The sequence below is a fragment of the Nocardia sp. NPDC003345 genome (assembly GCF_053589395.1).
On the sequence record NZ_JBSFRU010000001.1, the window covers coordinates 15,853 to 30,016 of the forward strand.

Consider the following 14,164-nt stretch of genomic DNA (forward strand, 5'->3'; position numbering starts at 1 on the left):
GCCGTCGACGCCGGTGCGGTGCGTCGGGAATCCGGAACATCCGGGGCCGCGCCCGCCGCCGGAGCGGGCTCCTCGTCCGGAAGCGGCGACGACCCCGGTAGTGGCCACCTGCCCGGGAATTCCGTCCCGGCCAAGGACGATCCGGTATCCGGCGGCATCCCGGGACGGTTCGCCCGGGTCGCCTTGCTGACCACGGTTTTCGTCTGCGCGGCATGCGGGCTGGTCTACGAACTGTCCCTGGTGACGCTGGGCAGCTACCTGATCGGCGACACCGCGACCCAGGCGTCCATCACCCTCAGCGTGATGGTCTGCGCGATGGGCGTCGGCGCGCTCGCCGCGAAACCGCTGCGGCACCGGGCGGCCGCCGCGTTCGTCGCGGTGGAACTGGCGCTGGCGCTGTTCGGCGGGCTGTCGGTGCTGATGCTGTACGCGGCCTATGCCTGGCTGAACCTGTACACGGCGGCGCTGGTGCTGGCGGCGTGTGTGATCGGCGCGCTGGTGGGCGCGGAGATCCCGCTGCTGATGGAGATGCTGCAGCGGATCCGTCGCCAGGACGCCGGGAGCGCGGTGGCGGATCTGTTCGCCGCCGACTATGTGGGCGCGCTACTGGGCGGGCTGGCGTTTCCGTTCCTGCTGCTACCGGTGTTCGGGCAGATCCGCGGCAGCCTGATCGTCGGCGTGGTGAACGCGGTCGCCGGGCTGGTGCTGATCATCGTGTGGTTCCGCCGCGACCTCTCGCATCTGCTGCGGGTGGCGCTGGGCGCGGTGACCCTGGCCGTCGCCGCCGTTCTCGTCGGCAGCTATATCTACGCCGACCGGTTCGAGGCCACCGCCCAGCAGGCGCTGTTCGCGTATCCGATCGTCCGGCAGCAGCAGACCGAATACCAGAAGATCGTGCTCACCGAATCGGTGTCCCCGTTCGGCACCCGCGACACTCGGCTTTTCCTCAACGGCGACCTGCAGTTCTCCTCGGTGGACGAATACCGTTACCACGAGGCGATGGTGCATCCGGCGCTGGCCGGACCCCGCAGGAATGTACTGGTCATCGGTGGGGGTGACGGTCTGGCGCTGCGGGAGATCCTGACCTACCCGGACGTGGAGTCCGTGACCCTGGTGGAGCTCGATCCCGCCATGACCGAACTGGCGCGTACCGACGCCCGGCTCACCGAGCTCAACCGGAACGCGTTCGCCGATCCCCGGGTGCGGGCCGTCAACGCCGACGCGTTCGCCTGGCTGCGCACCGCCGAATCCGATTACGACGCGGTGATCGTCGATGTCCCCGACCCCGACCAGACCTCCATCGCCAAGCTCTACTCCACCGAGTTCTACGCGATGGCGACCCAGGTGCTGGCGCCCGGCGCGACAATGGTGGTGCAGTCGGGTTCGCCGTTCTTCGCGCCCCATTCGTACTGGTGTATCGGGGCGACGATCCGCGCCTCCGGACTGCATGTGCTGCCCTATCACGTGGATGTGCCGAGCTTCGGCGACTGGGGTTTCTTCCTGGCGACCCGCGAACCGGCCCCCCGGCTCGCGCTCGATCCGCCGGCCCCGCTGCGTTCGATCGACCGGCAGAGCCTGCCCGCGGCGACCGTTTTCGCCCCGGACCGCCGTGATACCGGCGAACAGCCCTCCACGCTGATGCACCCGGTGATACTGGACCTCGCCCGGAGCGAATGGGTCTGACCCGGCGCGCACTCCGCTAGGCCCGGCCCGGCGGCTCCCAGGCCAGCACCGGCCGGAGGGCGCGCAGCGCCGCGCTGCCCGGCGCCAGGCGCAGTGCGGTGTTCCGCACCGAAACGGCCGGGCCCCAGGGCAGTTGCAGCGCGATACCCATGCGCCGGGACAGGCGCAGCAGGGGTTCGACCCGCCGGCGCCGGACGCGATCGTATTCGGCCAGTGCCAGCGGGATCCGCGGTAGCCGGTCGAGGACCGCGGCCAGGTTCACCGCGTCCTCGATCGCCAGATTCGCGCCCTGCCCGAGGTTGGGGGTCATGGCGTGGGCGGCGTCGCCGAGCAGCGCCACCCGGTCGCGGGCGTAGGTGCGCAGGGGCGGTAGCTCGTAGATGTCGTGATGCAGGACGGCGGCCGGATCGGCCGCGTCGAGCAGGGCGGGGACGGGGTCGTGCCAGTCGCGGAAGCGACGGCGCAACGTCTCCAGGTCACCTCCGGGATTCCGCTGTCCGGCGGGTGCGTTCGCGGCGGCGAACCAGTACACCCGGCCGTCGTGCATCGGGGCGATACCGAAACGTGTGCCGCGGCCCAGGGTCTCACCACCGGACCGCACGGGTGTCGCGGGTGTGACGATCGCACGCCACGCGGTGTATCCGGCGTAGACGGGAGCCGGAGCGTCCGGCCACAGGGCGGCGCGGACCGTGCTGTTGATCCCGTCCGCGCCCAGCACCAGATCGGCCTCGGAGCTGCCGTGATCGTGGTGGACGCGGACTCCTGGAGCGGTCGGCTCGACGGTGCGCACCCTTGTTCCGATCCGCAGCGGCTCGCTTCCCAGTGCGGTGCGCAGGATCTCCGAGAGCGCGGTGCGGTGGATCATCACCAGATCGCCGTAGCGTTCGCGCAGGTCGGCGATATCGATACGCGACAGCCACCGGCCCGAGGTGTCGCGCATCCCGCCTTCGGTGGCGGTCAGGGCCCGGGCGCGCACCTGCGGGCCGACTCCGATCGCATCGAGTCCCCGTAAACCGTTGGGCCACAGAGAGAGCCCTGATCCGGCGGGCCCGATCTCGGGAGCACGTTCCAGCACCTCGACCTGCCATCCCCGCTGCCGCAGGGCCAGGGCCGCGGTGAGCCCAGCGACTCCGGCGCCGACGATAACGGCCCGGCGGTCTGTGCCTGCGGTTTCCGGTGTCATCGCTACCTCCGAGGCCGGGCTCCGCTGCCCGGGTCGAGTCCGATTATCGCCTGCTGCCCACCGTGGCCGATGTCCGCGACCGGTGTGTGATCGGACTCCTCATAAGGCTTGGAGCACAGACGCGCAGACCGCTCGAACAGGCAGGTGGACGCCGTTGCTGCTCTGGGCCCGCACACGTAGCCGCACCGGGCTGACGATACCTACGTCCCGTCGGTGGGCCTCGACAGGTGATACCGACCCGTGTGGATGGCGCCGACGGGCCTTACCCGGTCGGCGTGACCTCAGCGGTGGTGGTTGTGCTGCCGTCGAGGGTGGTGGCGATCGTGCTGCCGTGCGGGGTGGACGGTGTGCTGCTGGCCGGGGCGGTGGCAGTACCGGTCGTGGTGGCGGCCGGGCTCCGCGTACCGGTCGCCTCTCTCGTCATTCCGGCCGCGGCCGAGGTGCCCTTGGCGGACGGTATCGCGGAGGGGGTGGTCGAGGGCGCGGAGGTGGTCGTGGGCGGAGTCGAAGCAGCGGTCGTCGTCGGGTCCGGTGTCTCGGTGGTGGTGTCCGGCGGTGGCTCGGAGGTTTCCGTTGCGGGAGGTGGGACCGGTGGTGGGGCGGGCGGTGTCGTGTCGGGCGGTGTCGTGTCGGGCGGGGCGGTGGCCCCGGGCTCGGCCACGGGATCGCCGGGAAGGACCTGCGAGGTCGTCGGAGCGGGTTCGGCGGCCGGGGCGCCGGTGGCCGGTACCACGGTGACGGAGGTGGGCGGTCCCGCCGGGGCCGGATCGTCGGCGGGAACCGTCCCGGCGGGCACGGAGTCGTCCGGTAGCGGAGCGACCGGATCACCCAGCGGCGCGGCCGGGGCCACGGTGGCCGGGACCGGTGCCCCGGGGGCCGGTGCGTCTGTCACCACCGTGGACCCGGTGCGGGTCAGCGCCAGCGCCGAACCCACGGCGACCGCGAAGATCAGTACCGCCGCCGCTGTGCCGAGGGCCCGCTGTGGCCGGCGCGGGGGAGCGTCCATCCGGGCCAGGGCCCGTTGGGCGGCCGCGGCCAGGTCGCCGGCCGACGCGTAGCGGGCGTCCGGCTTCTTCGCCATGCCCTTGGCGATCACCGCGTCGAAAGCGGCCGGGATTCCGGTGGTGGAGGGCCGCGGCGGCTTCTCGTTGAGATGTGCCGCGATCTGCCGCTGCACGCTCTCACCCGTATACGGTTTCGCGCCGGTGAGGCATTCGTAGAGCACACAGGTCAGCGAGTACACATCCGAGGGCACACCGGAGTCGTCGTCGGTCAGGCGCTCCGGGGCCATATAGGCGAAGGTGCCGATCATCGCGCCGGTGGCGGTGAGGGTGGTGTCGCCCTCGCTGCGAGCGATGCCGAAATCGATCAGATACGCGAAATCGTCGGCGGCGATCAGGATGTTCGACGGTTTCACATCCCGGTGCACCAGCCCTTCGGCGTGCGCGGCGTCCAAGGCGGCGGCGATCTGGCCGATCACCGCGACCGCGGCGGCGGGGGTGAGCCGCTTCTCGTCGGCGAGCAGGCGGGCCAGGTTCGGGCCCTCCACCAGCCGCATCTCCAGGAAGAGCCGGCCGCCGATCTCACCGAAATCGTGGATGGGCACGATATGCGGTTCGCGCAGTTTCGCCGCGGCCCGTGCCTCCCGCTGGAAACGGCTGCGATACACCTCGTCGTCGACGAACTGCGGGGCCAGCACCTTCAGCGCCACGACGCGGTCGGTATCGGTGTCGTAGGCACGGTGCACCTCGCCCATGGCGCCCGACCCCAGTGGTTCCAGCAGCCGATAGCGACCGAACGGTGTACCTTCCACGAGCTACCGATACCACATACCGTGACGGGTCACATCACCGCTCGAGGGTGTGACGAGAACGGGGACGGCTCTGGAAACCCCGTGGAGAACGCTTATTTCGACTCCCCGGAACGATCGGCCGGGCCGATGGACGGGTCGGCGAAAACGGTGATCGCCGGATCGGCGGCCAGGCGGGCCGCCGCGCGCGCGGCCACCCGCAGCGCGAACCGGCCGCTGCCCGGATCGAGATCGATCAGGCCGTACTCGCCGTCGACCTCGTCCTCGGCGAGCCCGAGCGCGCGCACGGCGTCGGCGAGCACCGAGCCGGGCGCGAGAACTACGGTCAGAAGCGGCACCCCTTCACGTTACGCGCGTGCGGCGACCTTCCGCAGTTCCGCCAGCAGGGCGCCCGGATCGACGATGCCGTGACCGAAGTCGTAGTCGAAACCCGCCGCACCGGCCGCGCCGGCGGTGCTCAGCAGCAGTTCGCGCAACCGGGCCGGCGGGACCACGGTCGCCGGCCACCGGGTTCGGAACGCGGCCACGACCCCGGCCAGGACGGGGCAGGCGGTCGAGGTGCCGGAATCGGGCGCCTGCGGGCCGAACGCGGTGGAACCCAGGAAATGCGAGTAGGCGCAGATATCCGGTTTGCGATCGCTGAGCCGGCCCGGGCCCTGCGAGGAGTAGCCGATCCGCCCGGCTCCGGTATCGACAGCGGCCACCGACAGCGCCGACGGATGCGAGTTGGCGCCGGTGATGGGCCGTTCGGGGTAGGCGCAGCGGCCGTCCGGGCAGTCGCGACCGCAGTTGCCGGCGGCGAAGAGGATATCCGCGCCGGCCGCGTCCAGCGAACCCACGATGACGTTGAAGGGGTGATCGGGGTTGTCGGAGTAGTTGCCCGGATCGCCGACCGGGAAATCCCAGCGGGGGGAGAACGATCCCCAGCTGTTGCTGATCACCAGGGCCCGGCGGTCCTCGGGTTGTGCGGTGAGCACGGTACGCAGATGCGCGAAGGCGGCGATGGCGTCGGAGAGCAGTCCGTCCATCCGGCTGCCCCCGGATCGGGTGCTCAGCATCGCGGGGATATCGAGGAAGGTCGCGCGCGGGGCGGCGATGAGCGCGTCGAAGGCGCACATCGTGCCGTGGTCGACCTCGAATTCACCGGCCTTGCCGGTGACTCCGGCGGGATTCCAGCTGCGGGCGGCGTCGACGGCGATGGTGGCACCGCTGACCTGATTCACCTTCGCCGCGTTGATCCCGGTATCCACGATGGCCAGCGCCACGCCCGCACCGGTGAGCCCGGCCGCGGCCAGTTCGTCGCGGCCGAGCCGGGCGGCGACATCGTTCCAGGTGCCGACCGGGCCGTCGTCGCCGCAGGTGAGTACCGGCTCGATCACCGGATCGGCGAAGATGCCGGTGACTCCGGCGGCCCCGGCCAGGGCGGTGCGGGCGGCGGTATCGTCGTCGGGGATCTCGCCCCGGACCAGCAGGGTTGCGGTCTGCTGCCGGGTGGAGTCGCTGACCGGTGTGGCACCGGGCAGGACCACCGGCGGGAATACCGGGTCGAGAGTGAATCCGGGGAGGGGGCCGGTGATATCGGCGGCCGAGATCGCGGTCGCGGATTCGATTGCGGCGGATACCACTTCGGGCGCAGGACGGAGCTCGATCACGACTCGCATGCCCGCCATAGTGCCCGCCACTCCCGGGCTTGGCAATCGCCGGGCATCCGCGAGCCCGCTGGGGCAGACTCGACCTACTGTGCGCTGTCCCCGAGTGATCAGGAGCAGGTCGATGAGAATCAGTCGTATCGCCGTCGCGGGCCTCGTATGCGCGGCGCTGTCCGGAATGCCCCTGGTGGCGGGCGCCGCGGAGCCCTGGATTCCCCGCAATACCGTCCCGGCGGGGGAATACCTGGTGATCACACCACCGCAGGGGCCAATACCCACCACGTTCTCCGGTACCCCGCTGGAGAACTGCCGGATGTTCGTCGCCGGTGACGGTATCGGTGTCGAATTGGCCTGCGGTGCCCATCGTTTCCCCGGTCGTCAGACACCGAACGGGCCGAACGAGACCTATCTGACTTTCGGGGCCGTACCGCTGGGGCTGGCCTTCACCCCGCAGGTCACGCCCGGATACTGGCAGGGCCGGGTAACCGTCGCGGGCACACCGGTCGTGGTGTATCCGGCCGGTTTGTGGTTGCGTCCGCTACCGCTGTGACCCCGGATCAGACCGCGGCGGGAACGCGGTGGGCGGCCAGCCGGGCGAGTACGGCCTGATTGGCCTCCCAGCCGTCGGGGAATTTGACCGGCACCCCGAGATAGACCGGTTCGGCCGAGGGGTGGGCGTCGAGCAGTTCACCGATCCCCGCGCGGCCGACGACGATACAGGCGTGCCGGTGCCGCGACGCCAGCACGCACAACCGGCCGGCTTCGAGATGGAAGGCGCCCGCGTCGCGCCGGCCCGACAGTGGATGCAGGATGACGGTGACATCGTATTCGCGGCCCTGCAGCCGGTTCGCGGTATCGACGGTGACCGTGGCGGCGACGGTACCGGCGAGCGCGTCCCGGACCGCCTGGGCCTGGTCGCGGTGGGCGGTGCCGACCGCGATCCGGCTCGCGTCGATCTCACGGGTGCCGTGTTCGGAATGCGCCACCCCGCCGCGTTCCAGCAGCCGGCAGGTGAGGTCGGCGATGGCGGCCACCGCCTCGGCATCGGTGCGCAGCGTATGCCGGGCGGGCAGTTCGTAATACGCCCAGCCGTGCGCCGCCGCAACGTCGAGCACCTCGTCGACCGGGCCCCGCAACCCGCGGGTGGTGAACTCCATACTCCGCTGCTCGGGCCGGGTGCCCGCCGCGAACGGGGCGAAGGGGTAGAAGGCCGAGGACACCACCTCCGCGGCCGAGGGCGGCAACCGCCACGACACCGGCAGCGTATGCACCGGAATGCCCTGGTTGTGGTTGAGCATCACCGCGACCGCGCTCATGGTCGGGTCCCAGGACAGGCCGGCCCAGCGGTCGGAATCGACGGTGGCGAAGGGGTCGAGCTGGCCGGGATCGCCCACGAAGAGTCCGCGTTCGAACCGGTTCGCGATGCGCAGCAACATATCCGAGCGCATCTGATAGGCCTCGTCGACGATCGCGTGGGTCCAGCGGCCCTCGTCCAGGGTGGCCCATTTCGCGGCGGTCCCGATCACCAGCGCGCAGCGTTCCAGGTCGGCGGCGCGATTGGCGACGTCCACGTTCTCGCGGTCGATGCGGGCGCTGGGGCGGTAGTCACCGGCGGAGAGGCGGCCGATACGCAGCGCGGGGTCGGCGGTGGCGAGCCGGTCGATGAGATCGTCGACCTGTTCGTTGGTCTGCGCGACGATCATGCGCTGTTCGTCGTCGGCGGCGGCCATCTGGCGTGCCGCCCGCACCACCAGGGTGGATTTCCCCGCGCCGGGCGGGGAGTCCACGACCAGCGCGCGATGGGCGGGATCGTCGAGATCGGCGAGGATCCGGCCGATGACCTCGTCCGCGGTGCTCACGACCATTCCTCCACGGGTTCGAGGCCCGGTTCCGGCGGGGGCCCGCCGTGGGTCCACGGAGTTTCCTCGCGGGGCGGGAGTTTGGCGGGCGGACCGGCGAAACCGGTGGGGGAGAAGCGCGCGAAACCGATGGCGTCGCCCTCCTCCGGCACGCTGCCCGGGGCGGGGTTCTTGCCCTGGCCCATACCGCTCACCAATTCGAGCTGGATGAGGTCGTCGTCCACCGCGACCACCTCCGCTTTCTGGGCGGGGCGGTCGATCCGGATCAGGGTTTCCCCGATTCGCCCGCGGAATGGGTCGGTGGTATGCACCCAGAGGTAGGGGCGCGGCACCTCCCGGGATTTCGGTTTGGCCCGCCGCTCGGGTTCGCAGTCGGCGACCGTGCCCTGGAATGCCTCGCCCACCAGCCGGTATTCGATGAGGACCCGGGGGTCGTCGAAGGCGCGCTGCGCCTGGAAGGTGTCCAGGGCCTGTTCCTGTTTGAGCAGCCGCCGGGTGGCCGAGACCGCCGAATCCCGGCGCGCCTGCGGATAGCCCTCCGGGATATCGGAGACGAACCAGGAGAACGCCGACCGGTCGTCGGTCCACCGTTTCTCCACGCTCGCTCCCTCCGGGAGGGCGCGCAGCAGTTCCACCGCCCGCCACATCAGCTGCCAGGTCGGTTCGAGCTGACCGCGTAGTGCCTGTTCGAGCCGTTCCGCCGCGATCACCTTCGCCCATTCGTGTTCGGCGCCGTCGTAGGCGGTGATCAGCGGTGCGAGTTCCTCGTTGTCGAATCCCGGATCGGTGGCCGGACCCGCCGGGGGTGCGGTCAGCGGATCCTCGGCGAGCGCGGCGGCCTGCGGTCCGGTCAGGCCGGCGGGCGGGTCGATCCAGCCGAGCAGGGCGGCCAGATTGCCGTCCTCGAGCGCGGACTGGCCGGAGGCCCAATGGGTGGTGAGTACCGAGGTCATCGCCAGGCAGGCACTCGACCCCGGAAAATCGGAGCGATCGCCGAACCAGGTGAGCCAGCGGCCCAGCAGCGGCAGCGATTCGACCACGGCGTTATCGCCCTCGGTGCGATGGAAACGCACCGAACGGCCCAGCAGGCGCAGGAATTGCACCCCGGCGGGGTTCGGCAGCAGCAGTTGCGGTGCGTCGAGGTAGCGCAGATAGGTCTCGCCGGTCGATTTCACCGTCAGCTCCTCGGCCTCCTCGCAGAACGCCGAGATATAGGGGAGCACCCGGTCGGCGAGTTGTTCGACGAAACGCAGGCGCAGCACCCGGTCGCGCGGCTGGGCCACGATCAGCACCGTCGAATCGTGCGGCCCCGACCCGAACATCACCGCCAGCGGTGCGGCGGCCTCACCGGCCAGCCGCAGCGGCACCAGCACCAGCGGGCGGGCCGAGAGGTGGTAGTGCCGCCGGTCGGCGATGGGCTCGGCGCGGCCGGTACGGGCCGCGGTGGCCTTCGCCAGCGCGCCGAGCACGCTCATCGGGCGACCTCCAGGCGCAACGCGTGTGCCCGCCGCAGCATTTCGGCGATATCGGCGTGTTCGGGACCGGGGGTCAGTGCGCCCTCGGCCAACCCGAGCACGGTGTCGAGATTGTCGATACCGCCGAGATCGTCGCAGACGCCCCGGCCCAGGGTGTCCACCGAGCCGTTGTCGCGGGCCTCGGCCCGGCAGGCGAAAGCCAGTTCGCAGCTGGACATACATTCCGGCGCGTATCGCGAGGGGATGGCGGCGACGGTGTCGCGCAGTCCCTCGCCCGGGGTGAACGAGGCGCCCGGCGGTACCAGATCCAGCAGTGCGTCCACGGAGGTGAGCCGTGACAGCTGGCGGCCGATCACCGCCAGTTGTTTGCGCAGATCCAGCATGGCCGCGACCGGGCGGTTGGTGAAATCCCGGGCGGCCACCAGGATCGCCTGGTGGGCCACGTCGTCGGGGGAGCGCCCGAGTTCGCGCAGCAGTTCCCGCATCGCCAGCACGTACACCGCCGACTGCCGCGCCGCCGAGGCGACCTGCGCCGGATCGGCCTGGCCGTCCACGACGGCGAAGGATTTGATCTCGACCACGTAGAACTTGCCGCCGATCTGCAGTGCCACCACATCGGGTTCGAGATAGGCGGGGGCGCCGGCGATCTCCAGGCGCAGCATGGGGTGGTCGAACAGCGTGCCCTGGCCGGAGGTGAGCGCCTGGCCCAGGAGTTGTTTGGTGCGCTGGTAGCGGATCGAATTCGTCGCGTTGTCGCCGACGGTCGCCAGATCGTGGTACCCCACTTCGGGAATGGTGAGACCCAATTCCTCCCGCAGCAGACGTAGTAGTTCCGCGCAGCCGTGCGCCTTCACCATGGCCTCGAAGGAATTACCCCGGGTGATAGCGAAGGGCGACTGACCGAATTGCGCCGGGAATCCCAGTTCCCGGGCCACTTCCGTTTTGTCCACGGCGGCGGCGTCGAGTAACGCGCGGCGCGCGCAGCCGGGATTGGCGGTGAGCGCGGCGATGGTGCGAGCGTTGTGGCGGCTGGTGGCCGCCGCCCCGCGTAATTCGTCCAGGCGGGCGGTCAGTGATTTCTCGGCCGGCATCATCTCTTTCAGGCCCCGTTCCGTCGGCTTTCGGCCACCGCGAGCCGAACGCCGAACAATTGCGCCGCGGGATCCGCCAATTGCCGCCCCGCCCGCTCCGCGGCGTCGGCCCGCTGCTGTGTGTCGTCGTCTCTGTGTACCTCTAGTTCGCGTTCCGCGGCCGCCAGCACCACGTCCGGGTCGATATTCTTCCCGTCCGCCGCCCCGGGTATCGATACCGCCAGCTGCCACAGCACCCGCTGCCCGGCCGGTGGGCACCCGTGATCGATGGTGTGCCGGGAGAGCCGGATGGCCGCCGTGAGCAGATCCACCCGCGGACTCAACGGCCCGACCATACGCTGCGCCAACGGCCAGGTACTCACCGCCAGCAGACCACGCGCGGGTGCCAGCAGATCCGTGGTCATGGCCGCACACAGGTAGTACGGCCGCGCGAACGGCGCGGCCCGGAAGGACCGCTCCTCGTCACGGCGCAGGCTGGTGAGCCGGGCCGCGACCAGGTCGCCGGAGAAGAACGCCTCGTGCACCGCGAGCACCAGCTTGGGGGCGGCGGGCACCGACAGCAGTGTCAGCGCCCGGTGCACATGTTCGCGCACCGGCACCGCGGCCGAGGTCTGCCGGGGCGGCTCGGGATTCTCGGCGCCGCCGAGGACCGCGGTATCCCAATCCGCCTCGGCGGCGCGGAGTTCGGCACGCAGCCGGCGGGCCGCGGTCCGGTCTCCGGAACCGGCGGCGCGGCGCACCTGGGCGCGCAGCTCGGCTATGCGCTGTTCCAGCGCCTCGGCGGTGGGCATGGGGGAGAATCTAAACGGCGATTCCAGGGAAGTCCAGTAAATGCCAGTATTTGCCGCGGTGTGTCGGGAATGTGAGGGAATATTCGAAGGCTCCGCTCCATACTCTCGGGTATGGTACGGTCCGGATATGACTGCGGCAGAGTCGGATAACGCGGCGCTGATCACCCAGGATTTCGTCGACGAACTCGCCGATCGGGCCCGCGAAGCCGAGGAATTGCGCCGATTGCCCCAGGCCACCCTCGATGCCGCCGCCGCTTCCGGATTCTTCGAACTGCTGGCACCCAAGCGATTCGGCGGACACGAGGCGAAGTTTCCCGCCATCCTCGACCCCATTCGCCGCATGGCACACGGCTGCGTTTCCAGCGCCTGGACCCTCGGTTTCTATTCGCTGCACAACTGGCTGCTGGCGCTGTTTCCCGAACAGGCCCAGATCGACGCGTCCGCCGCCCGGCCCTTCCTGTGCCCGGCCCCGCTCGCCCCGACCGGTCGCGGCACCCCGGTCGAAGGAGGTGTGCGCCTGTCGGGCCGGTGGTCGTGGGCGACCGGTGTGATGGGCGGGAACTGGATCATGGTGGGCGCGCTGTGCGGTCCGGCCGACGGCCTCTACCCGGCGCTGGCGCTGCTCCCCGCCGCCGCGATCACCATCGACGATGTCTGGCATACCGAAGGGATGCGGGCCACCGGCTCGAACGATGTCGTGATCGGCGATGCGCTGGTACCCACCCACCGCCTGGTGCGTTCCGCCGATATCAACAGCGGCTCGGCCCCCGGCTCCGCCCTGCACGACGCCACCACCTACCGCTGGCCGCTGGTCCCCGCCCTCGCTCTGGCGGCATCGATGCCCGCGCTCGGCGCCGCCGAACGGGCCACCGCGCTCTACGCCGACCGGCTCGAGGGTCGTGTCCTCTATGAGGGCGGCACCCGGCAGCAGGACAAGCCGATGGCACGGTCGCACCTCGGCCAGGCCCGCGTGCGGTTACGGGCGCTGCGGGGTCTGCGCGACGATACGGTGGCCGAGATCGAGGGCCTGCTCGACGCGGGTGTCCCGGTCGCGGTGGGGGTGCGTGCCGACGCCCGTCTCGCCGCCGCTCATATCGTGCGCGAATCCCGCGCGATCATCGCCGACCTGCTGCACGCCTCCGGCGGCAGTGTCCATTTCACCGATCATCCGATGCAGCGGCTCAAACGCGATGTCGATGTGCTGAGCGGGCACGTGATCTTCGACTACGACACCACCCGCGAACTCGCCGGATCAACCGCCATCGGCCTGAAGACTCCACGTACCGCCCTGCTCTGAACCCGGTCGGTCGGGCTCGTCCGGATGTGGACCGTAGCGGGCCGCGGCCAATCCGACGACACGATGATGCCGACCCGGACTCGGACCGGCCGGAACCTAGACGATCCCCTGTGACCGCAGCGCCTCCAGGTCGGCCGTGGACCTGCCGAGCAACCCGCCGTAGACCTCGTCGTTGTGCTGACCCGGCCGCACCGAACCGGCGTTGCGGATGGTGCCCGGTGTCGCCGAGAGCACCGGAACCACGCCGGGCCCTTTCACCGTGCGTTCGATCCGCTCGTCGTAGTGATCGGCGATCATGCCGCGCGCCAGGAACTGCGGATCCTCGACCACCTGTGCCACGGTGTTGATCGGGCCGCTGATCACACCGGCCTCGCTCAGGGTGGCGATGATCTCGTCGGGCCGGCGTCGCGCGGCCCAGGCTCCGATGATGTCGTCGAGTTCGTCCTGGTTGCGGCCGCGGGCGGTATGGCCGGCGAAGCGTTCGTCGGTGGCCAGTTCGGGGCGGTCCATCGCCGCGCACAGGCGGCGGAAGACGGTGTCCTGGTTGGCGGCGATCACGACCCAGCTGCCGTCGGCGGTCCGGTAGATATTTGACGGCGCGATACCTTCCAGCCGGGTGCCCGACGGTCCCCGCACCACGCCGCCGATGTCGTAGTCGGGAATGGTGGATTCCTGTACCGCGAGGCAGGCTTCGGTGAGCGCGGCGTCAACGATCTGGCCTTCGCCGGTGACGGTCCGCCGGTACAGCGCGGCCAGCGCGCCCTGCGCGGCGAACATCCCGGCGAGACTGTCGCCGAGGGAGAGCGCCAGGCGCGGCGGCGGCCCGCCGGGGAACCCGTTCATATGCCGCAGCCCGCTGGCGGCCTCGGCGACCGACGCGTATCCGGCCTTGTGTGCCTCCGGACCCGTCTGGCCGTAACCGGAAACCCGCACCAGGATGATGCCGCGGTTGCGTTCGCGCAGGACGTCGTAACCGAGACCCCACCGTTCCAGAGTGCCGGGGCGCAGATTCTCGACGATGATGTCGGATTTCTCGGCGAGTTCGAGGAAGAGGTCGCGGCCGGTGTCCTCGCGCAGGTTGAGGGTGACGGCCTTCTTGTTGCGGGCGTGCACGGTCCAGAAGAAGTGGTGCCCGTCCAGTTCGGCCTGCCCCCAGGTGCGGAGCGGGTCGGGCGCGTCCGGCGGTTCGAGTTTGATGACCTCGGCGCCCATATCGCCGAGCAGGCGACCGGCGAAGGGGCCGGAGATCAGGGTGCCGATCTCGAGTACGCGGATGCCGTCCAGCGCGCCGGTTGTCGCGGAGTCCATCGCGGCATTATCTCCCTG

Annotated in this window: 12 protein-coding genes; 3 read left to right on the forward strand and 9 right to left on the reverse strand. The window is 70.5% G+C overall.

Annotated features, from left to right (window positions below):
- Positions 1 to 108 precede the first annotated feature (108 nt).
- Positions 109 to 1,683, forward strand: a complete 1,575-nt coding sequence (locus ACWDU1_RS00110) for a polyamine aminopropyltransferase (RefSeq protein WP_449994483.1) — start codon at positions 109 to 111, stop codon at positions 1,681 to 1,683.
- Positions 1,684 to 1,699: 16 nt separating this feature from the next.
- Here ACWDU1_RS00110 and ACWDU1_RS00115 read toward each other — a convergent pair whose 3' ends face one another.
- The 4 genes from ACWDU1_RS00115 to ACWDU1_RS00130 all read right to left on the reverse strand — a co-directional run bounded on the left by ACWDU1_RS00115 (position 1,700) and on the right by ACWDU1_RS00130 (position 6,337).
- A complete protein-coding gene (locus tag ACWDU1_RS00115; RefSeq protein WP_449994374.1) occupies positions 1,700 to 2,866 on the reverse strand; it encodes an FAD-dependent oxidoreductase in 1,167 nt (388 codons plus the stop codon).
- A 262-nt stretch (positions 2,867 to 3,128) separates the two neighbouring features.
- Positions 3,129 to 4,679, reverse strand: coding sequence for a protein kinase domain-containing protein (locus ACWDU1_RS00120; RefSeq protein ID WP_449994376.1), 1,551 nt, complete (start codon positions 4,677 to 4,679; stop codon positions 3,129 to 3,131).
- Between the two features lie 92 nt (positions 4,680 to 4,771).
- Complete coding sequence (locus tag ACWDU1_RS00125; protein WP_449994378.1) at positions 4,772 to 5,014, reverse strand: hypothetical protein; 243 nt, start codon at positions 5,012 to 5,014, stop codon at positions 4,772 to 4,774.
- Between the two features lie 9 nt (positions 5,015 to 5,023).
- Complete coding sequence (locus tag ACWDU1_RS00130; RefSeq protein WP_449994380.1) at positions 5,024 to 6,337, reverse strand: S8 family serine peptidase; 1,314 nt, start codon at positions 6,335 to 6,337, stop codon at positions 5,024 to 5,026.
- 112 nt (positions 6,338 to 6,449) lie between these two features.
- Between ACWDU1_RS00130 and ACWDU1_RS00135 the strand changes: the two genes are divergently transcribed.
- Entirely contained in the window at positions 6,450 to 6,875 is a 426-nt protein-coding gene (locus ACWDU1_RS00135) for a hypothetical protein (RefSeq protein ID WP_449994382.1), read from the forward strand.
- Positions 6,876 to 6,882: 7 nt separating this feature from the next.
- On the opposite strand, the gene ACWDU1_RS00140 is transcribed toward ACWDU1_RS00135, so the two are convergent.
- The 4 genes from ACWDU1_RS00140 to ACWDU1_RS00155 are packed head-to-tail and all read right to left on the reverse strand — an operon-like array spanning position 6,883 to position 11,541.
- On the reverse strand, positions 6,883 to 8,184 hold the full coding sequence (locus ACWDU1_RS00140; protein ID WP_449994384.1) for an AAA domain-containing protein: 1,302 nt from the start codon (positions 8,182 to 8,184) through the stop codon (positions 6,883 to 6,885).
- The gene (locus ACWDU1_RS00145; RefSeq protein WP_449994386.1) at positions 8,181 to 9,659 is read right to left on the reverse strand and encodes a hypothetical protein; all 1,479 of its coding nucleotides are present in this window, start codon (positions 9,657 to 9,659) and stop codon (positions 8,181 to 8,183) included. The genes ACWDU1_RS00140 and ACWDU1_RS00145 overlap by 4 nt, the downstream gene beginning before the upstream one ends.
- Positions 9,656 to 10,753 (reverse strand): hypothetical protein, encoded by a 1,098-nt coding sequence (locus ACWDU1_RS00150; protein ID WP_449994388.1) that lies wholly within the window; start codon positions 10,751 to 10,753, stop codon positions 9,656 to 9,658. The genes ACWDU1_RS00145 and ACWDU1_RS00150 overlap by 4 nt, the downstream gene beginning before the upstream one ends.
- Positions 10,754 to 10,758: 5 nt before the next feature.
- Positions 10,759 to 11,541, reverse strand: coding sequence for a hypothetical protein (locus tag ACWDU1_RS00155; RefSeq protein WP_449994390.1), 783 nt, complete (start codon positions 11,539 to 11,541; stop codon positions 10,759 to 10,761).
- Between the two features lie 127 nt (positions 11,542 to 11,668).
- Between ACWDU1_RS00155 and ACWDU1_RS00160 the strand changes: the two genes are divergently transcribed.
- On the forward strand, positions 11,669 to 12,838 hold the full coding sequence (locus ACWDU1_RS00160) for an acyl-CoA dehydrogenase family protein (RefSeq protein ID WP_449994392.1): 1,170 nt from the start codon (positions 11,669 to 11,671) through the stop codon (positions 12,836 to 12,838).
- 96 nt (positions 12,839 to 12,934) lie between these two features.
- Here ACWDU1_RS00160 and ACWDU1_RS00165 read toward each other — a convergent pair whose 3' ends face one another.
- Positions 12,935 to 14,146, reverse strand: a complete 1,212-nt coding sequence (locus ACWDU1_RS00165) for a CaiB/BaiF CoA transferase family protein (protein ID WP_449994394.1) — start codon at positions 14,144 to 14,146, stop codon at positions 12,935 to 12,937.
- Between the last annotated feature and the right edge of the window lie 18 nt (positions 14,147 to 14,164).